At 41.0% G+C, this 20,623-nt stretch carries 18 protein-coding genes; 7 read left to right on the forward strand and 11 right to left on the reverse strand.

The features are described 5' to 3' along the window. Window positions 1-106: 106 nt before the first annotated feature. Both IPL34_RS01970 and znuC read right to left on the reverse strand, forming a co-directional pair. Window positions 107-907 (reverse strand): metal ABC transporter permease, encoded by an 801-nt coding sequence (locus tag IPL34_RS01970; RefSeq protein WP_296836906.1) that lies wholly within the window; start codon window positions 905-907, stop codon window positions 107-109. After that, window positions 900-1,670, reverse strand: coding sequence for a zinc ABC transporter ATP-binding protein ZnuC (znuC, locus tag IPL34_RS01975; protein ID WP_296836909.1), 771 nt, complete (start codon window positions 1,668-1,670; stop codon window positions 900-902). The genes IPL34_RS01970 and znuC overlap by 8 nt, the downstream gene beginning before the upstream one ends. A gap of 20 nt (window positions 1,671-1,690) precedes the next feature. Between znuC and IPL34_RS01980 the strand changes: the two genes are divergently transcribed. Beyond that, complete coding sequence (locus tag IPL34_RS01980) at window positions 1,691-2,611, forward strand: zinc ABC transporter substrate-binding protein (protein WP_296836911.1); 921 nt, start codon at window positions 1,691-1,693, stop codon at window positions 2,609-2,611. Window positions 2,612-2,621: 10 nt separating this feature from the next. On the opposite strand, the gene IPL34_RS01985 is transcribed toward IPL34_RS01980, so the two are convergent. After that, a complete protein-coding gene (locus IPL34_RS01985; RefSeq protein ID WP_296836914.1) occupies window positions 2,622-3,011 on the reverse strand; it encodes a hypothetical protein in 390 nt (129 codons plus the stop codon). A gap of 193 nt (window positions 3,012-3,204) precedes the next feature. Here IPL34_RS01985 and IPL34_RS01990 point away from each other — a divergent pair, with 193 nt between their 5' ends. After that, on the forward strand, window positions 3,205-3,876 hold the full coding sequence (locus IPL34_RS01990) for a Crp/Fnr family transcriptional regulator (RefSeq protein ID WP_296836917.1): 672 nt from the start codon (window positions 3,205-3,207) through the stop codon (window positions 3,874-3,876). Window positions 3,877-3,953: 77 nt separating this feature from the next. Beyond that, window positions 3,954-6,152, forward strand: a complete 2,199-nt coding sequence (locus IPL34_RS01995; RefSeq protein WP_296836920.1) for an adenylate/guanylate cyclase domain-containing protein — start codon at window positions 3,954-3,956, stop codon at window positions 6,150-6,152. Between the two features lie 147 nt (window positions 6,153-6,299). Here the strand turns inward: IPL34_RS01995 and lysA are convergent, their stop codons facing one another. The 4 genes from lysA to IPL34_RS02015 all read right to left on the reverse strand — a co-directional run bounded on the left by lysA (window position 6,300) and on the right by IPL34_RS02015 (window position 9,938). Further along, the gene (lysA, locus tag IPL34_RS02000; RefSeq protein ID WP_296836923.1) at window positions 6,300-7,550 is read right to left on the reverse strand and encodes a diaminopimelate decarboxylase; all 1,251 of its coding nucleotides are present in this window, start codon (window positions 7,548-7,550) and stop codon (window positions 6,300-6,302) included. A 19-nt stretch (window positions 7,551-7,569) separates the two neighbouring features. Then, window positions 7,570-7,755, reverse strand: coding sequence for a lipoprotein (locus tag IPL34_RS02005; RefSeq protein WP_296836926.1), 186 nt, complete (start codon window positions 7,753-7,755; stop codon window positions 7,570-7,572). Then, the gene (nadC, locus tag IPL34_RS02010; RefSeq protein WP_296836928.1) at window positions 7,752-8,597 is read right to left on the reverse strand and encodes a carboxylating nicotinate-nucleotide diphosphorylase; all 846 of its coding nucleotides are present in this window, start codon (window positions 8,595-8,597) and stop codon (window positions 7,752-7,754) included. The genes IPL34_RS02005 and nadC overlap by 4 nt, the downstream gene beginning before the upstream one ends. A 69-nt stretch (window positions 8,598-8,666) precedes the next feature. Continuing rightward, window positions 8,667-9,938 carry an FAD/NAD(P)-binding oxidoreductase gene (locus IPL34_RS02015; RefSeq protein WP_296836931.1) on the reverse strand — a complete coding sequence of 424 codons (1,272 nt, stop codon included), beginning with the start codon at window positions 9,936-9,938 and terminating at the stop codon, window positions 8,667-8,669. 179 nt (window positions 9,939-10,117) lie between these two features. Here IPL34_RS02015 and IPL34_RS02020 point away from each other — a divergent pair, with 179 nt between their 5' ends. The 3 genes from IPL34_RS02020 (at window position 10,118) to IPL34_RS02030 (ending at window position 12,499) form a co-directional block, all read left to right on the forward strand. Next, on the forward strand, window positions 10,118-11,365 hold the full coding sequence (locus IPL34_RS02020; protein WP_296836934.1) for a multifunctional CCA addition/repair protein: 1,248 nt from the start codon (window positions 10,118-10,120) through the stop codon (window positions 11,363-11,365). Window positions 11,366-11,443: 78 nt separating this feature from the next. Further along, the gene (hspQ, locus tag IPL34_RS02025) at window positions 11,444-11,773 is read left to right on the forward strand and encodes a heat shock protein HspQ (RefSeq protein ID WP_296836937.1); all 330 of its coding nucleotides are present in this window, start codon (window positions 11,444-11,446) and stop codon (window positions 11,771-11,773) included. 30 nt (window positions 11,774-11,803) lie between these two features. Next, window positions 11,804-12,499 carry a sulfite exporter TauE/SafE family protein gene (locus IPL34_RS02030; protein ID WP_296836940.1) on the forward strand — a complete coding sequence of 232 codons (696 nt, stop codon included), beginning with the start codon at window positions 11,804-11,806 and terminating at the stop codon, window positions 12,497-12,499. Between the two features lie 280 nt (window positions 12,500-12,779). Here the strand turns inward: IPL34_RS02030 and gabD are convergent, their stop codons facing one another. Beyond that, window positions 12,780-14,237 carry an NADP-dependent succinate-semialdehyde dehydrogenase gene (gene gabD / locus IPL34_RS02035; RefSeq protein ID WP_296836943.1) on the reverse strand — a complete coding sequence of 486 codons (1,458 nt, stop codon included), beginning with the start codon at window positions 14,235-14,237 and terminating at the stop codon, window positions 12,780-12,782. Between the two features lie 169 nt (window positions 14,238-14,406). On the opposite strand from gabD, the gene IPL34_RS02040 reads away from it, so the two are divergent. Further along, window positions 14,407-14,751, forward strand: a complete 345-nt coding sequence (locus IPL34_RS02040) for a hypothetical protein (RefSeq protein ID WP_296836945.1) — start codon at window positions 14,407-14,409, stop codon at window positions 14,749-14,751. Here IPL34_RS02040 and IPL34_RS02045 read toward each other — a convergent pair. The 3 genes from IPL34_RS02045 to IPL34_RS02055 all read right to left on the reverse strand — a co-directional run bounded on the left by IPL34_RS02045 (window position 14,748) and on the right by IPL34_RS02055 (window position 20,541). Further along, window positions 14,748-17,177, reverse strand: coding sequence for a bifunctional diguanylate cyclase/phosphodiesterase (locus IPL34_RS02045; protein WP_296836949.1), 2,430 nt, complete (start codon window positions 17,175-17,177; stop codon window positions 14,748-14,750). The two genes, IPL34_RS02040 and IPL34_RS02045, sit on opposite strands and share 4 nt — an antisense overlap. Window positions 17,178-17,260: 83 nt before the next feature. Next, window positions 17,261-18,865 (reverse strand): ABC transporter substrate-binding protein, encoded by a 1,605-nt coding sequence (locus IPL34_RS02050; protein WP_296836952.1) that lies wholly within the window; start codon window positions 18,863-18,865, stop codon window positions 17,261-17,263. 197 nt (window positions 18,866-19,062) lie between these two features. After that, window positions 19,063-20,541, reverse strand: a complete 1,479-nt coding sequence (locus IPL34_RS02055; RefSeq protein WP_296836955.1) for an ABC transporter substrate-binding protein — start codon at window positions 20,539-20,541, stop codon at window positions 19,063-19,065. Between the last annotated feature and the right edge of the window lie 82 nt (window positions 20,542-20,623).

A 20,623-nucleotide genomic window follows, 5' to 3' on the forward strand; every position in this document is an offset into this window, starting at 1 on the left:
CTTCTCTACTTTAGCGTCATTAAATTTGGACTAGGGCTGTGTTTTAACATGGATTTGTGCGCCGCACAAACCGTATCTGCTGATTAGCATTTAATTCTAAATAATTCTAACGTTGAGGCAGTGCTTGCACCAAAGCAAATCCCATTACACTTATTACCACAATGCTAGGACCCGCCGGACTATCCAACCACAAAGAACTCAACAACCCCAAAATTAGGGCAATTAAGCCACTAAACACGGCTATTAATACCATTTGCTCTGGCGTGCGAGCTAAACGTCTTGCCGTAGCAGCAGGAATAATTAATAAAGACGTGAGTAGAAAAATCCCCACTACGCGCATGGCAATTGCAATCACTAAGGCAATTAACAACATATAAATTAAGCTCAAGCGCTCGGTATTAATGCCCTCAGCTTGGGCTAACTCTGGATGTGCCGTCATGAGTAATAGAGCCTGCCAGTAATACCACACCACTCCAATCACTAGCGCACTTAAACCCAAGGCGAAATAAACATCGGTATTTTGCAATAATAAAATATCGCCAAATAAATAAGCCTCTAAGCTCCTACCTCCCGATTGAGTACTAAAATGCAATGCAATGAGTCCTAGCGCTAAACCACCATGCCCTAAAATGCCTAGAATCGTGTCATTACTGAGTTCTGGTTTACGCTGTATCCACGTCATCAAAAAAGCTACCGCGACACACACCGCTAATACCAACCAATACTCCAGTCCCCCTAATGCTATCCCTAATGCCACCCCTAATAACGCAGAGTGTGATAAGGCATCACCAAAATAAGCCATGCGCCGCCACAACAAAAACACTCCCAATAGGCCCGTCACCGTGACAACAGCCCCCCCAGCAAGCAGGGCGCGGAGAATAAAGCTATCGATTAAGCCATTATCCATGAGTATGCCCCTCACAACTGTCTACAATCACCGTGCCATCTAAGCCGTGATGGTGATTATGATGATGGGTATATACCGCTAATCCTTGCTCAACATTGGGTAAACCAAATAGTTTTAAGTATTCAGGGTGTGCCGTCACTGCATCCGGTTGCCCTGAGCAGCATACATGGGTATTGAGACACAACACTTGATCAGTCGCTGCCATCACTAGATGTAAATCATGAGAGACTAAGATGACGCCATAGCCATAGTCTTTTTTTAATTGCGCTAAGAGCTGATATAACTCACTTAAACCTGCCACATCCACGCCTTGGCCGGGTTCATCCAACACTAATAACTCTGGACGCTTTATAATAGCTCGTGCTAATAACACGCGCTGCATTTCCCCCCCCGACAAGCCTTGTAAAGAAGCCCTTTGTAAATGCTCAATGCCCACGGCTTGCAGTACCTGCACTATCGAGCCTTTAGGTTGTTTACTGCCCAAGCAAATGAAACGCTCGACGGTGAGTGGCATCAGCGGCTCTAATTGAAAACGTTGCGGCACATAGCCAATGGTTAACTGGGGCTTACGCCACACCTTGCCAGTAGTCGGAGGCTCTAGCCCCAATAGGATTTTTAGTAAACTAGACTTGCCTGCCCCATTAGGACCAATCAGGGTAAGTACTTTGGCTTGGTATACTTCAAGACTAATATCATGCAGAATGTCGCGCTGATTTAACCTCAAGCTGACATGCTCTAAAGCAGCCAGTACCTGTTCTGACATCTTTTAACTATCCATTGATCATGATGCGCCGTATTGTATCCCTTTTTCTGCTTTGTGCTATGTTGCTTTTAAGTGCTTGTAATGAAGCTGAGCAGTCTGATGATCATGTTTTGATTATTAGCACTATTAAACCCATTCATAGCTTAGTACTGGCAATAACAGAAGGTACTACGCTAGAAACACGCCAACTGCTCCCTGATAACGCCTCCCCGCATCAGTATAGTATGCGCCCCTCCGATGCTAAGGCACTGGCTCAGGCAGACCTTATTATTCGCATTGATGCTGAATTTGAAGCGCAATTAGATAAAGCACTGCAACACTTAAAGCCCAACCAGCACTTATTAACGCTCTCGCAGCTACCCCATATTAAACTACTCCCTACCCGCCAGCTAGCTGGCTCATTTTCCCTACATCCTGCACATGGGGCAAACGATTTACACTTATGGCTAGATGCTGATAACGGTATTGCTATCACTCAAGCCTTACTGAATACCTTCAGTACACGCTACCCTCAACAGGCAGAACGCTTTAGAACCAATGCAGCACAACTCATTGGCGCAATTCAGCAGGCGGATCAGTACGCTCGGCAACAGTTAGCCTCAGCTCAGGGGCGGGGTTATATTACCTTTCATGATGCTTGGCAGTATTTTGATACCCGCTACGGGGTGCAATTAAAAGCGACGGTGAGTATGGGATTAGGTCATCAAATCAGCGCTAAGCATTTACAGCGCCTGTATCAAACCGTGAAGACAGCAGGGGTGACTTGTTTATTATATGAGCCACAATTTTCACAAACTGTGTTAGCTAATCTAGCCCAAGAATTAAAATTACACACAACCACTTTGGATGGCTTAGGTAGTCAACTCCCTTTAACTATACAAACCTATCCAGCTTTATTAAGGCAGACCGCAGACCAATTAGCCCGCTGTCTGCAACCTTAGCTCAGCTTGATTAGCTATTAGCGGCTAATGCGGTGGGTAGATCTAGCGTAGTGTCGTGGCGCTGGCTAGGTCTAATTGACCCACCACTATATTCAAAGCGCCTCACCTGCTCTAGCCCAAACTCCATCCGATATAAGCTTACCCGAAAGGTGCTCCCACCTCTGAGCATCACAATATTATTATCAGCCATACGTAATTGCAGATTCGCTCCGCGTACTGTAGAGACAATATCATCACTAAAAATAACATCGCCACGCTTTAAAATACGCATTACGCCCTCCAAGCTGGCGGTTACCTTGCCACGTTTTGAAAGCACTACTCCGACTTCAGGTGGTAGGTTATGTTGGTTCGTCATATTCAAACTCCATTTGCTATTCGACGCTTCCTCTGTACTAAGCATAGACTACTTCCTCTCATTTAGAGCAAAAGCCTAGGTTCTGTACCCTATTTACCGAGATTGACACCCTCTTAATCAGCAGTCTAGCGCTTAACTTGCTCAAACATCCAGCACTAGTAGCTATACTAACGATAACGCCAGCAAAATACTGCTAAGCGTGGCATACTGATTACTTCTAAGATGAATACGAGCTGTCATGAAAACAATACCCAATGCTATTAATTCATTTAACCATATCCCCTTATTTAAGAACTTAAAATCTGAGCAACTAGACTATCTCAATGGTTTAGCTCATACCTTCACTTACCCCAAAAATAGCATCATTATTAATCAAGGTGCACAAACTCAATCCCTCTATATTGTGCTCGATGGACGCTTGAAGGTGCTCGCCAGTGATGAAGAAGGGCGGCAAACGCTCTTAGCCTTTTTAAATGAAGGTGATTTTTTCGGTGAACTAAGTCTACTAGACGGTCAACCGCGCTCTGCCACCGTGATGACGGTAGAGTCGACTAAATTATTGTGCTTAACCGCTGAGGGGTTTCAGCAATTTATTGAGCACTTTCCTGAGTCCTTATTGCCTATGCTCAGTGCCTTAGCTACTCGTTTACGCGTGTTAGACGATACGATTTGTTCGCTCTCAACCCTTGATGTGTATGGACGTGTAGCACGCGTGCTCTTGTCGCAAGCCAAAGAAGAAAATGGGGTATTAGTCACACCACGTATGACGCATCAAGAGATTGCTGAAATGGTTGGTTCATCCCGTGAGATGGTGAGTCGCATTATGAAAGATTTGCGTCATGGGGATTACATCGGTACTAATGAACATAAGCAAATTATTTTAAAGAAAAAATTGCCCTCGCGTTGGTAGAGAATGAGGTAATGTTTAGCTCAGTAGCATCAAATACTTTAGGCAAAATGGCTCAAGTTGTGCCACATTGTTAGGCTATGTGGCACTCGTATCGTAACTATTCATGGCAAATGTGGCTGAGTCTGCTATTCGGTTTAGTACTGATAGCTGCAACCTTTTTGCCTATATTAGGGGTAAGCCCCTTTTTACAGCGCTTGGCTAATCTGTATTATGATATGGACATTAGCAGCAGCGCTGACCAGCTCGACACTAATGCCCCTCCTATTGTATTAATTGATATTGATGAAAGCAGCCTCTCGCCCCTAGATGGCTGGCCAGTCCCACGCAAAAATCTAGCTAAACTCATTGAAAACCTGAGTACCTATGAACCTAAACTGATTGGCTTAACCATTAACCTAGACTATGTAGAAAAAAATCCTATTACTGTATTAAAGGATGAGCTTAAAAATATTCAGCAAACCCTACCCAATTCTATAGTGGCTTTAGAAGATCAGATGGATGCCGATAAAACCTTACTAGCTACCATCAAAAAACACCAAGTCCTATTAAGCTTTTCTTTTCATGACCAAAATACCCAACAAAACTTTTTTCTAACAGGTAAACCTCTAATCAGTAATGAATTAATTTCAGGATGGTCAGCACAAGGTTATTCAGCTAATTTAATTGCTTATCAGCAAGATAATATTAGCAATGGTCATATAGCCAGTCGGGTTGATTCAGACGGAGTATTAAGAACACTACCGCTGATTATGGAGGCAGATAGGCTATTGCACCCTGCGTTTGCTTTAATACTGGCACAGCGCTACTGGGGCGCTAATGATTATACTATTATTTTAGATCAACACTTTGGCAAACCGATTTATCAAGGCATCCAAGTAGCTAATCACTATATACCTACTGATCGCTTTGGGCAGATTCTGATTCCTTATCACCATCACCTAAACCCTGCTAATAGAATTGCAGCCGCTGATATTTATAATCAAACCCCCTCTAACTTATTAAAAGGTGCGATTGCTATTATCGGCTCATCCTCTAATGCCGGAGGTAATTTTAAATCAACACCTATTAAAGCAAGTATGGCGGAATTTGAAATTCAGGCTTTAGCATTACAAGGCATTTTAAATGCTAATACGCTTTGGTACGTCCCTGATTGGAACTATCTTGTTATTATTTTAGAAATAACCCTAGCTTTAATAGTGATGCTCTATTGGTATCCTCGCTGCGAGCCTCATGCTTTATTATTCATTGGTGGTTTACTATTTAGCATCATCATTATGGGGCATTATGCCCTGCATGAAACCCTACAAATTTATATCACTCCCACCGCGTCCCTACTCCTGATTTTTAGTGTAACGCTCTTTTTTTTAGTAGGAGGATTATTTGCTGAAACTCGTCATCGCTCTCAACTACAACAACGCTTTGGACAATATGTACCTGTAGAGCATATTCAACGTATGTTAGATGATCCCAAAGCAGTGAGCTTTGAGGGTGAGCGGCGCGAAATGACGGTATTATTCGCCGATTTACATGATTTTACTCAAATATCTGAGCAAATGGGTATTCAAGAACTAAAACAGTTTTTAAATAACTATTTGACCTATGCTACTGAGACTATTTTTGATTATCGTGGAACGATTGATAAATATATCGGTGATTTGATTATGGCTTTTTGGGGAGCGCCTTTACCACAGCCTAATCATGCAGAACAAAGTGTATGTGCAGCACTTGCTTTACAAGCGATGCTTAAAGCACGTCAACATGAATTTAAATCATTTGGTATTCCAGCAGTAAAGCTAGGGATTGGGATTAATACTGGAGAAATGAATGTAGGCGAAATGGGTTCCCATTATCGTCGCGCTTATACGGTATTAGGAGATGCTGTCAATGTAGCGGCACGTATTGAACCTCTTACTCGTTTTTACCAAATCGATATATTAGTAACCGAAGCCACCAAAAATCAGTGTCCTAATATTTTATTTCGTAGTATTGATCGAGTGAAGGTTAAGGGTAAACAGCAGCACTTGATGTTATTCGAGCCTATTGCTTTACGCACTGAATTAACTGAAACACAGTATTTGCTGTATCAACAGTATGAGATAGGTTTAGAGCACTGCTATGCAGCTCGATGGGAGGATGCGTTAATAACGCTCGAACACGTTGCTCTACAATTACCTAATGATCCTATGATTCAATTATATTTAAAGCGCATTCAAGGCTGTAGGCACACACCTATTCCTTATTGGACAGGTGTGCAAGATCATTTACAAAAAAATTAAATTAAGTAGTCATTCAAAAGTTATCGAGCATTCCTTCCGCAGTCGCTGTGAATACATCCTTGTACGCTTCAAGGCGGCATCCCTGCCGCCAAGACTGTTCCAGAAATACCCAATAACTTTTACTCAAGTACTTACCTAAGTTGATTATTAAATAGGTAATAATTTCTCTTCAGCATATAAAGCTTGTATAGTTTCGCGCTCACGAATGACATAGGTTTTATTGCCATCTACCATAATTTCAGCAACGCGCGGACGGGTATTATAATTCGACGCCATAGTAAAACCATAAGCACCTGCGGAACGCACCGCTAATAAATCACCCGCTTGAATCGCTAAATCACGCCCTTTACCTAAAAAGTCGCTAGTTTCACACACCGGACCTACTACATCATAGGTACGTACTTCACGCTCTGGATTTTCAAGTACTGGAATAATCTTCATCCATGCTTGATATAAAGCGGGACGAATTAAATCATTCATCGCGGCGTCAATAATGGCAAAGTTTTTATGCTCAGAGAGTTTTAAATACTCCACCTCAGTGACTAAGATACCTGCATTAGCCGTAATCGCACGCCCCGGCTCCATGAGAATCTCATAATGCTTTAGGCGCTCATCTTGCATTAGGCGCTCGGTATAATCAGCAGGTAGCGGGGGAGTTTCTTCGTTATAACGCACCCCTAAACCGCCTCCTAAGTCGATATGATGAATATGAATACCTTGGTTTTTGAGGCGCTCAATCATTACTAATAAACGATCTAAGGCATCCATAAACGGAGTTAAGGTCAGTAGCTGTGAACCAATATGGCAATCAATACCTGTTACATTTAAATTCGACATTTGAGCTGCTTTTAAATAAACGCGCTCAGCTTCATCAAAAGCAATACCAAACTTATTATCTTTTAAACCGGTCGAAATATAAGGGTGGGTATTTGCATCTACATCAGGATTCACACGCAAAGAGATAGGCGCAATTTTACCCATTTCACCAGCCACTTGGTTTAAACGCTCTAATTCTGCCTCTGACTCGACATTAAAACAGCGAATACCCACCTCTAAAGCGCGGCGCATTTCACTGATCTTTTTACCCACCCCTGAAAATACGATTTTACTAGGATTAGCACCCGCTGCTAATACTCGCTCTAACTCTCCAATAGAAACAATATCAAAGCCAGAACCTAAACGGGCAAATAAATTTAAAATGGCTAAATTAGAATTAGACTTTACCGCATAACAAATCAAATGCGGCTGTGAGCCAAACGCATCATTAAAGGCATGCCAATGACGCTCTAACGTAGCACGGGAATAAATATAACAAGGCGTGCCATATTGCTTAGCAATATCAGCCACTGCTATTTCTTCTGCAAATAATTGCCCATTACGGTATTCAAAGTGGTCCATTCTTAACTCTTAAAAATCTTTATTCAGGGATAATACGCTGTACTTTAGGTTTAGCTTCAGTGGTTTCTGCTGGAGTAGTAGTATTAGAAACTGTAGCTGGAGCAATTGGCTCTACTTTCTTAGGCTCAGGCAAATACAAATCGCCTTTAAAACCACAGCCTATTAGAGTACTCAATGCTAATAGTACTAGTAAATATTTCATCATGATTGAAACCGCATGGATAAATCGATCGCTTTTAAATGCTTAGTAATACCACCAATCGAGACAAAATCGACACCCGTTTCAGCAATATTTACAATCGTGTCACGATTCACCCCGCCTGAAGCCTCTAAGGGCACTCGATCATTGGTAACTAGCACGGCTTCACGCATATCGGCTAAATTAAAATCATCGACCATAATAATATCAGCTTGAGCTTCAATTGCTTCGGCGACTTCTTTTAAATTTTCGGTTTCAACTTCAACGGGAATGGCAGGATGCAAACGCCGCGCTTGTTGAATGGCGGCGGTAATTGAACCTGCTGCAATAATATGATTTTCTTTAATCAGTACCCGATCATACAAACCAATACGATGATTACTACCGCCCCCACACAATACTGCGTACTTTTGCGCATTGCGCAGATTCGGTAAGGTTTTGCGGGTATCGAGTACTTTACAGCGCGTATGCGCAATCATTTTGACGTATTGATAGGTTTGCGTCGCTGTACCGGAAAGGGTTTGCACAAAGTTTAAGCCAGAGCGCTCTGCCGTTAACATAGAACGTGCCTTGCCCTCAATACGGCATAAGGTGGCATTAGCCGGTACTTGATCTTTATCTTTAAAGTACCATGTGACCTTAACACTAGGATCTACTTGACGAAACACCTCATTAAACCAATCCACCCCACACAAAATCATCTCTTCGCGGGTGATCACGGTGGCTATAGAATAAGTACTTTCTGGAATGAGATCAGCGGTTACATCGCCTGAGCCAATATCTTCGCGTAAGGCATCGGCAACGGTCTGTGTAATTTCAGCTTGAGTAACGTAATACGGTAGTGGCACTGGCAATTCCCCAAATAATAACGGGAGGCTTAAACCTCCCGTGTATCATACCCGAATTTGGGCTAAGCACTAAATACGCGTGATACCCATCATTTTCAAAATGGATTTCTCGTAGAATGGCTCGGAAGTACCTTTTTTCATCTTACGAATGAAATACTTTTCAAAGGCAATTTTAGCCATATGTACCCATTTACCTTTCTTGAACCACGCCACATTACGCGGAGGTAATTGAGGTAGAGCCACAAACGCAGCACCCGAATCACCAAAGTCTGCCAAGCAAATAGTATTCCAAGTACCCGTAGTATGAGGTTGTTTGCCCGCTAGCTCATCGGCAATATTATGCACCGCTGAAGTGACCATCGACTCAATCATATAACCAGTCTTAGGTGCTCCAGTAGGTACTGGGGTTTTATCCACCGGAGGAATAGCAATACATACCCCAGCAGAATAAATATTTTTGTATTTAGGGCTACGATGTAATTCGTCTACCAATACGAAACCGCGTGGATTACATAAGCCTTCAACCGCTGCAACTGCATCAACGCCCTTGAAAGCAGGTAGCATCATCGCTAGATCAAATTGAATTTGATGTTGTTTTACCACCTGACCATCAGCGTTATACTCTTCAACGTGCATCAGATTAGGGTCAACTTTGGTGGTTTTAGCATTCACAATCCAATCAATATGATGGTTGCGTAATTCATGCTCTAACATACCTTTGGAGTCACCTACACCCGCTAAACCTAAATGACCGACATAAGGTTCAGACGACACATAGGTCATTTTGAATTTATGACGCATTTTGCGTTTACGCAGATCCGCATCCACAATGAAAGCAAACTCATACGCTGGACCAAAGCAACTAGCAAACGGCATTGCACCAATGACAATATGACCACTGCCTTTTTCAAGCAGTTTTTGATAATCCGCGTAGAGTTTTTCTGCATGGTCAACCATACAGATAGAATGGGTGTGACCACCGTGCGGACCTGCGCCTTCAACCTCTTGGAAAAAGAGCTTAGGACCTGTGGTAATCATTAAATAGTCGTATTTGAGATTAGTACCATTTTCCATGGTAATGGTATTAGCAGCAGGGTCGATTTTGTCACAACGTCCTACTACGAATTTAATATTTTTGCGACTGAGGTAGGGTTCAATAGGAAAGGTAATCTCATTACGATTGCGCCAGCCCACTGCGATCCAAGGGTTAGAGGGTACAAACTGGAAGTAATCGCGCTCATTCACTACGGTAATCTCATGACTATTACCTAAAGCTTCTCTCAGTTCATAAGCCGCTGGCATTCCACCTGTACCAGCACCCAATACAATAATATGGGCCATAAATTAACTCCTAACGGTTAGCATATCCTGATAAGAAAAAGACAGTATCTAAGAATAGTCAAAAACCCTAAAAAAAGATACCTTAAATAAATATCCTTGAATGTGACCACAAGTTACCGATAAGGGTCAATGCTACTGAATGGATAGCCAAGCGCTAACTAACCTTTTGGAACAATCTAATGAAAATAATTCAAAAGCCATCTTTCTATTTAGTAGGAGGTGCTGTCCGTGATCAACTACTAGGGCGTCATGTCAAAGATCGAGATTGGGTCGTCGTTGGTGCAAGCCCTGAATGGATGCTAGAACAGGGTTTCCGCCCTGTTGGTAAAGATTTTCCGGTTTTTCTCCATCCTGACACTCAAGAAGAATACGCGCTAGCTCGCACTGAACGCAAAACGGCTAAGGGTTATCATGGTTTTCAATTTTATACCGATACTACTGTTACCTTAGAGCAAGATCTAGCTCGACGAGATTTAACTATTAATGCGATGGCTCAAACTGAAAGTGGTGTGCTTATTGATCCTTATCAGGGTTTGGATGACTTAACTAATAAACTACTGCGTCATGTTTCAAGCGCTTTTGCTGAAGATCCGGTGCGCATATTACGTGTCGCACGCTTTGCCGCGCGTTATGCTCCTTTGGGTTTTACGGTTGCGCCTGAAACCATGCATCTGATGCAGGCGATGGTACAAAACGGTGAGGTAGCGGCTCTAGTGCCTGAACGTGTTTGGCAAGAAATGGAACAGGCTTTGAGTGAATCTATGCCTGCCCGCTTTATTGAGGTACTACACGACTGTGGTGCTTTGGCGATTATTTTTCCTGCATTAGAGCGCTTATTTGGTGTGCCACAAAAGGCTGAATTTCACCCTGAAATTGATTGTGGTATTCATACCCTAATGGTCTTACAAGCTGCCTGCATTTTAACTACTGATCCTAAAGTCCGCTTTGCCGCTTTAGTGCATGATTTGGGTAAGGGTCTAACCCCACAAACTCTATGGCCTGCTCATACAGGTCATGAATTAATAAGCAAACAATTAGTTACTGAGTGGTGTGAACGTTATCGTGTACCTAGCCATTATCAACAACTGGCTGAGTTAGTGGCTGAATTTCACGGTCAAGTCCATAAATGTCTGAGCTTAAGCGCTTCAGAGTTAGTACAACTATTGGTGAGTACGGATGCATTGCGCCGCCCTGAGCGCTTTGAAGCCTTGCTTATTGCGTGTGAAGCCGATAGTAAAGGGCGCTTAGGCTTTGAACATACCCTCTATCCACAGCGTCATTTTCTGCAACAAGCTCTGTATTCTTGTCAGCAAGTGAATGTGCAAAACATTATTCGCCAAGGTTTTAAGGGTGAAGCGATTCGCCAACAATTGTATTTACACTATGAGCAAGCTTTAAACGCACTAATAGTTGAGCAAAAGAGCTAGGCTCTTGAAATAGCTATACGACGCCACATACTATTATCAATAGAGCATCATTGCAGATTGAAGAGGTATTACAACAGCATGACAACCCAGCAAAACGCTAATTTTGCCATTGGTCAACTGATTCATCATCGCTTATTTGATTATCGTGGCGTGGTGGTGGATGTCGATGCTCAGTTTCAGGGTAGTGAAGAATGGTATGAACGCCATAGCAATGCTAGTAAAGACACCCCCCCTAAAGATGAGCCGTGGTATCATGTGTTAATTGATGAAGAGGGTCATGTGGCTTATGTAGCACAACGTAATTTAGAACCTGATAATTTAAAAGCACCGGTCGAACATCCCTTACTCAATAACTTTTTTAAAGGCTTTAAAGCGGGTCAGTATCAAACTCGCCATACCCTTAATTAACCTCACACTTTCTTTTAGGATAAATGCAGCATGACTTGGGCTTGGTTACAGTATTCTGACTATAGTGCTGCATTTTTGGTGGGTTTAATGGGCGGTGTACATTGTTTGGGTATGTGTGGGGGTATTGTTAGTGCCCTAACCTTTAGCCTCCCTGCCGCTCAACGCCAGCATTTCAGGCAATCACTCCCTATTATGCTGGGATACAATATTGGACGCTTAAGCAGCTATACCTTAGCAGGTGTGATAGCTAGCAGTATCGGAGTAGCGGCTTTACAGTTTACTGAGCTGGATGTATTGCGTACTGGATTAAGTGTGCTCGCGGCCCTATTCATGGTGGCTTTGGGTTTATATCTGGCGGGGCTTTGGACGGGAATAGCCAAAATTGAACAAATAGGTAAGCCCATTTGGAAACATTTAGAACCCTTAGGACGCCGCTTTATTCCCATTAATACCCCTTTAAAAGCGCTACCCTTAGGGTTTATTTGGGGCTGGCTGCCCTGTGGTTTGGTCTATAGTGTATTGCTCTGGACAGTATCGGCAGGTAGTGTCACTAAGGGGGCCTTAATTATGCTGCTGTTTGGTCTAGGCACTTTACCCAATTTACTGTTAATGGGCACGTTTGCTGCCCAACTCCAACGCTTGTTGCGCAAGCCTGCTATCAAACTGGCGGCGGGCTTGATTGTGGTAGCGATGGGGATTGGTTTATTAGTACAAGCACTGACTTAAACCCCAATGCACCAAAATAGTACCTTCTCTTTATTAGCTACCGGTTGATAGCTTCAACATTAGTCTTTAAACCTAGCTATTTAGCGCTAATTTACCTGCTCCGCCACCTTGGCACACTACTTGCTTTTAAATAACTGAGCAAGTTGAAACCAAAGACTGCTTAGCACACATCCTACTTAACCACCCGTCTACTCTACTCCTCCGTGACGGGGTTTGGTCTGATCCTCTGACAGTGCTTAGATTCTCTCCCCTAAACATTGTCAGAGGGATTCTTTAAAGGTCACACATTAAAGCATAAATATTTCATTTCTAAGTATTCTTCAATACCATGTCGTGAGCCTTCGCGTCCTAGTCCTGAAAACTTCACACCACCGAAAGGGGCTACCTCAGTAGAGATCAATCCGGTATTAATGCCCACCATACCGTATTCTAAAGCTTCGGCTACACGCCAGACTCGGCTCAAATCACGCGCATAAAAATAAGCCGCTAAACCAAACTCCGTCGCATTCGCCATGTAAATCACATCGGCTTCGGTTTCAAATTTAAATAGCGGCGCTAAAGGACCAAAGGTTTCTTCACGCGCTACCAACATATCAATGGTTGCACCTGTTAATACGGTTGGCTCAAAAAAGGTTCGACCTAAAGCATGACGTTGCCCCCCTGTCACTAGGGTTGCACCCTTACTCAGTGCATCTTGTAAATGGCTTTCCACCTTTTGCACCGCGCGTTCATCAATTAATGGTCCGGTAGTAATACCTGTGTCTAAGCCATTACCTACCTTAAGATTTTGTACCGCTTGCGCAAGTTTTTCAGCAAACTGATCGTAAATACCCGCTTGTACATAAATGCGGTTAGCACAGACACAGGTTTGTCCGGCATTACGATACTTGGAAATAATCGCCCCTTGTACTGCTGCATCCACATCGGCATCATCAAACACAATAAAAGGTGCATTACCCCCCAACTCTAAAGACAGCTTTTTAAGGGTAGGAGCACATTGCGCCATGAGTTTCATACCCACAGCGGTGGAACCTGTAAAGGACAACTTACGTACTACAGGGCTAGCGCATAATACATTACCCACCTCAGACGCACCGTTCATACCCGCTGTGACAATATTAAACACTCCCGCCGGAATACCCGCTTGAGTAGCGAGTTCTGCTAGTGCTAATGCTGAGAAAGGGGTTTGTGAAGCAGGCTTTAATACCATCGTACAGCCTGCCGCTAGTGCCGGAGCTGCTTTGCGGGTAATCATCGCCGAAGGGAAATTCCAAGGTGTAATAGCCGCCGTGACTCCAATAGGTTGTTTAATCACGACAATGCGCTTATCCGCTTGATGCCCCGGAATCGTTTCACCATAGACGCGCTTAGCTTCCTCGGCAAACCACTCAATAAAGGAAGCGGCATAAGCAATCTCACCTTTAGCCTCGGCTAAGGGTTTGCCCTGCTCTAGAGTCATAAGGCGACCCAACTCGTCTTGGTTTTGCATCATCAAATTAAACCAAGTACGTAGTTTATTCGCCCGCTCTTTAGCCGTTAACGCTCGCCACGCGGGTAATGCAGCTTCGGCGGCTTGGATTGCTTGTTCTGTTTCCGTTGCACCCATCGCAGGAACAGACCCTAGTACCTCACCCGTAGCAGGATTATGCACGGGATAAGTATTGTTCGAGTGAGCATTCACCCACTGACCATTAATAAATGCTTGTTGTTTAAACAACTGACTGCCAGCTAACGACATAATGCCTCATCCTATGGTAGTAAGAAACAGAATTTATCATAATAAATACTATAATACTGTGAAGTGAGTAGAAAATCACTGTAAAAGTACGCTTCCTTCTCTTAATCTTAGCGATATTAGCTAAACTCATAAGTAACTTGAGCATTGATGATAAAAAGAGCACCTCACAATGATTGAACTCATCACCCTATATCGACCTACAGGCCCTAAAGAACTAGAGCTAGTCAAGCAAAGTGGTTTCAAAGCATGGCCTCCACGCCTACCGCAACAGCCTATTTTTTATCCGGTTACCAATGAGGACTATGCTAAACAAATCGCCATACAATGGAATACTAAGGAAAGTGGTGTGGGCTACGTTACCCGCTTTCAAGTCAAAAAAACCTTTATGGAACGTTACCCTATTCAAAAAGTGGGGGGCGCGATTCATACTGAGTGGTGGATTCCGGCAGAAGATCTAGAGGAATTAAATGCTAATATAGTGGGCGTTATTGAAATAATAGGTGAATATTACTAAGCACTCACAAGACTTTCACTAAAAGATTCTAAAAATTCGGGCTGAGGCTTACCAAATAAATAACCTTGAAACCAATCCACTTTAAAGGCGGTAACTTGAGCTAATAATTCTGGCGACTCAATCCCCTCAGCTACCGTGATAATATTCGCTTGTTGGGCAATTGATACAATAGACTCAATTAAATGTAGGCTACTAACTTGCCCTGCTGTTTGCTTTTTAAGTAAGCCATTAATAATAGTCTTATCAATTTTCAAAATATCAAACTTTAAATGACTAATATAGCTAAATGATGAATAACCTGTACCAAAATCATCTAACGCAAAACGCACCCCAAATTTACGTAATTGATTCATTAATTCAGCTAGGTTACTAAAATTCTTCACTTCATAGCTTTCTGTTAACTCGAATACCACCCTACGCGGATTATAATTATACTGTGCTAGCTTATCTAAAATAAACTTTACTGTGCCCGGATACTCCATAGTCAGATTAGATAAGTTAATCATTAAACAAGGTTGGGGGTTTAAAGGATGAGCTTTATGAAGTATCCTATCTAACATAGTATAGTCAAGATTAACGATAATACGGGCATGCTCAGTATAAGTAATAAAATGCTCTGCTGAACTAAGCCCATCAGTAGGATCAATAATTCTAGCTAAAGCCTCATAGGCTATTATTTCCCTATCATGAGCACAAGCGATAGGTTGAAAATAAGGACATAAATAATTTTGCTCAATAGCATTAAGGACTAAATTAATCCACTTACTAAACTGCTTTTCCTCAGCTAGAATTACCTCTTTACCCGTATAAAACGCGCATACATCTTGTTTGCGACGTTTATTTTCATACATAGCCGCATCGGCACAAGCAGCTAATTCATCGAGATCACCCGTATCAGAAGGATAACAAGCGACACCAATAGAGGGGATACAACTAAATAAGGTAGTGGCGGCCGAGTCTTTTAGTTTTACTTTTTCCATTTGCTTCACAATAGCTCGAAAGCGCCTATGTGCATCGGTGTAGGAAATATTGAGTAGCAACATCGCAAACTCATCACCTCCCATGCGTCCAATAATCGCATCCTGTGAGTGGTTTTTTAAAATTGCCACAAACGCTAACAGTAACTCGTCCCCGGCAGCATGCCCAAACGTATCATTTACTAATTTAAAGTGATCCATATCAAAATAAACTAATAAAAAAGGGCGTCTTTCTAAATAAAGAGTAGTCATTAGTTCTTTAAACTTTCTTCTATTATAGATACCTGTTAATGCATCATACTCAGCCAAATGCCGTAATCTTTCATTTTGATCCATAAACCCAGAGTGCAAATTTTCTAGCTGCTGATTTAAACTAATAATATTATTGTATAAGACGTTGATCTCGTCTCCATTGTTATCTTTCCGTCTAGTACCTTCTAATTGCATTAGCTCTTCTAATGCTTTGGCAAAATGCCCTTTGCCTATGGTCGGTAAGATTTTAATAATTTTATTGAGACGTGCTATGAGACGATGTAAAGAAAACCATAATACCAAGATCATCAATAAAACCACTAAAAAAGACCCTGAAATAATTCTACCAAATGTTAAATGGAGTTCATTAACTTGTGTTGTTATATCTCTAGAAATTAGATATAGCAACTCTTGATCAGGCATATTAAAAGCATACACAAAAAACAATGCTCCGTTATTATTTAGCAAATATGGCTTATTTCTAATCTTAACCTGATCTAAGAGAGGTTTGATTGCGTAATACTCCAATAAGCGAGTGCTGGTTTGTAATCTAAAATCCTCATTTAACATTTGTACTTCTAACATTTCATCGCTTTGCTGTAATACTGAAATATTATGCAAGTTTAAAGACCGAAACCGATTCACGATCTCATCAATAGGAAGAGTAAAATGTAAAATACCATACTCAAAAGAATTAGGATAAAAAGCTCTTGTGGCATGATAATAGCATATATCTTGACAACTAAAATAAGTACTGCCGATACGTGCCTCAAATGCCTTTAATAGATCTGGTTGGCTAGCATAAATTTGATTATGTGCCGTACTAATTCCCCAACTACCTAGTAACTGATAGGTTTTATCATAGTAATTCATCGTTAATAGTTGATTTTTATTCACAAATATTTTCCAGCTTTGCTCTAATCTTTTACTCAGCTCCTGTTGAGATAATAGCTTATAATCCATGGTTTTAGTTTTGCTTTCAAAGACCAGATCTGAAATATTTTGACTTATATCTAGCAAAGTTTGTCCAGTACTGGTGAAAATGGTTTGTAACTGATTACGCCCCTGCTCCCCATGCTCTTTTAAACTAGACATTAAATTGCTAATCAAACTTTGATAGACAAAAACTAAGAATAAAGTCCAAGCTAAGAGGAATGCTATTAATATTTTAACCAAAATTCGGTTTTCAAATTTCATGCCTTAGCCTAACTTTTTGTAGCAAGCCTTTAAATATTATTCCTACCAATATTAATTCCCCTCTCAGCTTTGACCTAAGCCGTCTATTTAACACCTAGAGGTCTAATATCTTGTGCTAGTGTCAACCCTGAGCGTGTAGGCGAAAAATCTAACTTATGATGATATTTAATACCCCATACTGCATTTTCAAAATACAATGGTATAAACGCATGATCTTGCATAGCCATTTCTTGAGCTTGCTTCAAGTGACGCATACGCTTGACTTGATTGAACTGTGCACCACCTTGTTTTATTAACTCATCAATAGTTCTATTGCTATGATGCCCTATATTAAAAATACCTCGCTCTTCAGAACAGCTATGGACTAGATTTTCCAGCATTAATTGTAAACTCCCTTCACTACTGCCCCCAATCAGGGTCGCTGAATATTCATAATTATTTTTATTTAGAAAAGCTCCTGCCTCATCCAGCACTACGGGTGTGGTTTTAATTCTAATTTTAGTTAGCATTTGAGCAATCGCTTCGATCACTGCCTTATCTTTAAGGTAGCGATTATGTGCTCCATGTAAAGTAAGTTGAAAGCCATTAGGATACCCTGCCTCACTTAATAATTTTATCGCCTCATCTGGGTCATAAGCATCGGGTATTAAGCCTCCAATATAACCTAAAACATTAGGTAAAACATATTGATCTGCCGGTGTACCGGTATATTTTAAAATAGTACTTACTAAGTATTTGCGATCAATACCTAAAGAAATCGCTTTTCTTACCTTCAGTGATTTTAAAGGATTATTATTCAATACATTCCCATCTATAGAGCGAACAAAAGGTGTTATTTCACGCGTAGTATCCAAGGTCAAATATAATAAACGATGAGTCGGCGAGCGGATGAAACTAATATCATGATTAGTTAATATATTAGTCGAATCAACTTCAGTCAGCCCCTCTGCCAATTGTACTTTCCCCTGCTGCAAGGCAATCAGTCTAGCTGTGGGATCTGGCATACCCTTAATACATACTGATTTTACCCATACTGGTGCAGAATGATAATAGGGATTGACACGTAAATGAATATTGTCTTCTGATGTATAGCTCTCTAATAAATAAGGGCCTGTTCCAATATTACTAAGCTTACTTGAAAAAAATTCATCTAATAAAGGTTTGCTTTGTGCTTTAATAATAAAAATAAAACCTAAATCATGTAATAAATTAGCATTGGGTTCCTTAGTAATAATTTTAAATCGGTAAGGGTCTAAGGGTTGGTAATGCTCTAAACGTTGCACAAAACGATTAAAATAAGAGTCTGGCATAGCTTTAATACGATCAAGAGAGTATATAACATCCCTAGTCGTCAACAGACTTCCATCATGGAATTTTATATCTTTTTTAAGCTCAAACAGCCAAACTTTACTATTTAAATTCTCCCATTTTTCTACTAAATAAGAATCAGCCCCGCCCTCAAAATTAATATTAAATAAGCTATCAAAGCGGTGTAGAGCCAGTGCTATATTAACGGCTAGGTGAGACTTATGGGGATCTAAGGTAGTGGGCATTGAACTATAAGCAATAACAAAGGGCTGCTCAGATTGTGACTCTGCTCCAGCATTTTTTATTATTATCGAGCAGATCAGCGTTAAGAATAAGGTTAAGCTCAGTTTACTCCATCGGCAATTATAACGCTTATTCATCAGCTAATGCTCCAACTAGATTAACGCGCATGCAATCTTTTACTACTCGAATGAGTAGCAGGAAGAATGATAGTAGGCTATGCGACTCCAGAGTAATTATGAGATAACGAACTGAACCTGATCTTAGTATGGCAAGGTGCTAAACAATATTTTTAATGAAGACAAGATGATAGCACCCTAGTCGCTAGTATTTTGCATTATTTAGGTTTGATGTCTTGTGCGACCGTGCCATTAAAATGATTGGGCCAAAACTCCCACTGACTATTTTTAGACTGCCCCCATATTGCCTGCTCAAAGTATAATGGAATAAGAGCATAGTCATTCATAGCCAGCTCTATTGCCCGCCCTTGGGTTCTTATTCTCTTAACTTGATTAAACTGCTCTCCTGCCTCATGGATCAATTGATCTACCTGTGGGTTGGTATAGCGCCCAAAATTAAAAGCCCCTTTACCCTTTTCAGGTACAGGACTATGAATCAGCTCATCTAAAAGACCTTGTATATTACCATTAGGGCTAAATCCTATTAAAATAGCTGAATATTGATAGTTCTGTACATCTTGAAAAAATTGTTTTCTGCCTAGAGTAATAGGTATGGTCTTAATCCCAACCTCATTCAACATCTTAGCAATCGCAAGTACTATAGCATGATCTTTAATATAGCGGTCATTCGTACCATGTAATACTAAGTTAAACCCCTGCTCATAACCTGCTTTTTTTAATAACTGCTTGGCTAGCTCAGGATTATACTCATCTAATCTTATACCCGCCATATAACCGACCATGTTCGGTAACATATACTGCTCTGCTATTAAGGCATTGCCTTGTAGAATCTCATCGACTAAATATTTGCGATTAATGGCTAGTGAAATAGCCTTTCTTACTAAGGTATTACGTAGTGGATTATGATCTAAAGTATTTCCTTTATAATCACGTACAAAAGTAGTAGGGGCATCTTTAAAATCTAAATGCAGATGAAGTAAACGATGAGTGGGAGCTTTAATAATATCAATATTTTTTAAATTTAATAACGGTATATTAACCTCTGCCAAGCCTTCAGCTAGGTTAATCTTGCCCTCTTGTAAGGCTCTAAGACGCTCATTCACTTCTACAAAACGTGTGATACGCACTTTTTTTACCAAAACAGCCGCCCCGTGATAGTATTTATTCGCTATCAAACGAATGTCTCCATTAGGCTCAATAGCTATTAGGCAATAAGGTCCAGAACCTATATAGCCTTTTTGCTCCATAAATTTATCATGAGGTAACAACTGCTCTTGATATTTAAGAATATAAATATTACCCAAATTACGTAATAGGCTTGAATAGGGTTTTTCAGTTACAATTTGAAAGGCATAATCATCCAAACGCTCATAGCTTTTCCAACGCTTAGTAAAGGCTTTATACTCTAGACCCTCTACTTGGTTAATTCGATCAAAAGAATATATAATATCTTTAGTAGTTAGCGGTGTGCCATCGTGAAAATAAATATTATGCTTTAAATGAAATACCCAAGTAGTTTCATTTTTTAACTCCCAAGACTCAATAATCAATGAAGTAGGTTCAGATTCATCGGTAATTACAAATAGTGAATCATATAATTGATCAGCCAGAGCAATGTTTGCCGCTAAGGGTATCTTATGAGGATCTAAAGTAGTTGGCATAGAGTGATAAGCCATCACAAACTCAATGTCATCCCCATGCACTGGATTGCATAAAGCAAGGAAAATTAATAAATAAGTTTTGCATATAAATAATCGA

The organism is Thiofilum sp. (assembly GCF_016711335.1).
GTDB lineage: Bacteria > Pseudomonadota > Gammaproteobacteria > Thiotrichales > Thiotrichaceae > Thiofilum.

What these genes read in the sequence shown, in the direction of transcription:
- IPL34_RS01970 (WP_296836906.1), bottom strand. Translation starts at nt 907, where the DNA reads ATGGATAATGGCTTAATCGATAGCTTTATTCTCCGCGCCCTGCTTGCT.
- znuC (WP_296836909.1), bottom strand. Translation starts at nt 1,670, where the DNA reads ATGTCAGAACAGGTACTGGCTGCTTTAGAGCATGTCAGCTTGAGGTTA.
- IPL34_RS01980 (WP_296836911.1), top strand. Translation starts at nt 1,691, where the DNA reads ATGATGCGCCGTATTGTATCCCTTTTTCTGCTTTGTGCTATGTTGCTT.
- IPL34_RS01985 (WP_296836914.1), bottom strand. Translation starts at nt 3,011, where the DNA reads ATGCTTAGTACAGAGGAAGCGTCGAATAGCAAATGGAGTTTGAATATG.
- IPL34_RS01990 (WP_296836917.1), top strand. Translation starts at nt 3,205, where the DNA reads ATGAAAACAATACCCAATGCTATTAATTCATTTAACCATATCCCCTTA.
- IPL34_RS01995 (WP_296836920.1), top strand. Translation starts at nt 3,954, where the DNA reads ATGTGGCACTCGTATCGTAACTATTCATGGCAAATGTGGCTGAGTCTG.
- lysA (WP_296836923.1), bottom strand. Translation starts at nt 7,550, where the DNA reads ATGGACCACTTTGAATACCGTAATGGGCAATTATTTGCAGAAGAAATA.
- IPL34_RS02005 (WP_296836926.1), bottom strand. Translation starts at nt 7,755, where the DNA reads ATGATGAAATATTTACTAGTACTATTAGCATTGAGTACTCTAATAGGC.
- IPL34_RS02015 (WP_296836931.1), bottom strand. Translation starts at nt 9,938, where the DNA reads ATGGCCCATATTATTGTATTGGGTGCTGGTACAGGTGGAATGCCAGCG.
- IPL34_RS02020 (WP_296836934.1), top strand. Translation starts at nt 10,118, where the DNA reads ATGAAAATAATTCAAAAGCCATCTTTCTATTTAGTAGGAGGTGCTGTC.
- hspQ (WP_296836937.1), top strand. Translation starts at nt 11,444, where the DNA reads ATGACAACCCAGCAAAACGCTAATTTTGCCATTGGTCAACTGATTCAT.
- IPL34_RS02030 (WP_296836940.1), top strand. Translation starts at nt 11,804, where the DNA reads ATGACTTGGGCTTGGTTACAGTATTCTGACTATAGTGCTGCATTTTTG.
- gabD (WP_296836943.1), bottom strand. Translation starts at nt 14,237, where the DNA reads ATGTCGTTAGCTGGCAGTCAGTTGTTTAAACAACAAGCATTTATTAAT.
- IPL34_RS02040 (WP_296836945.1), top strand. Translation starts at nt 14,407, where the DNA reads ATGATTGAACTCATCACCCTATATCGACCTACAGGCCCTAAAGAACTA.
- IPL34_RS02045 (WP_296836949.1), bottom strand. Translation starts at nt 17,177, where the DNA reads ATGAAATTTGAAAACCGAATTTTGGTTAAAATATTAATAGCATTCCTC.
- IPL34_RS02050 (WP_296836952.1), bottom strand. Translation starts at nt 18,865, where the DNA reads ATGAATAAGCGTTATAATTGCCGATGGAGTAAACTGAGCTTAACCTTA.
- IPL34_RS02055 (WP_296836955.1), bottom strand. Translation starts at nt 20,541, where the DNA reads ATGGCTTATCACTCTATGCCAACTACTTTAGATCCTCATAAGATACCC.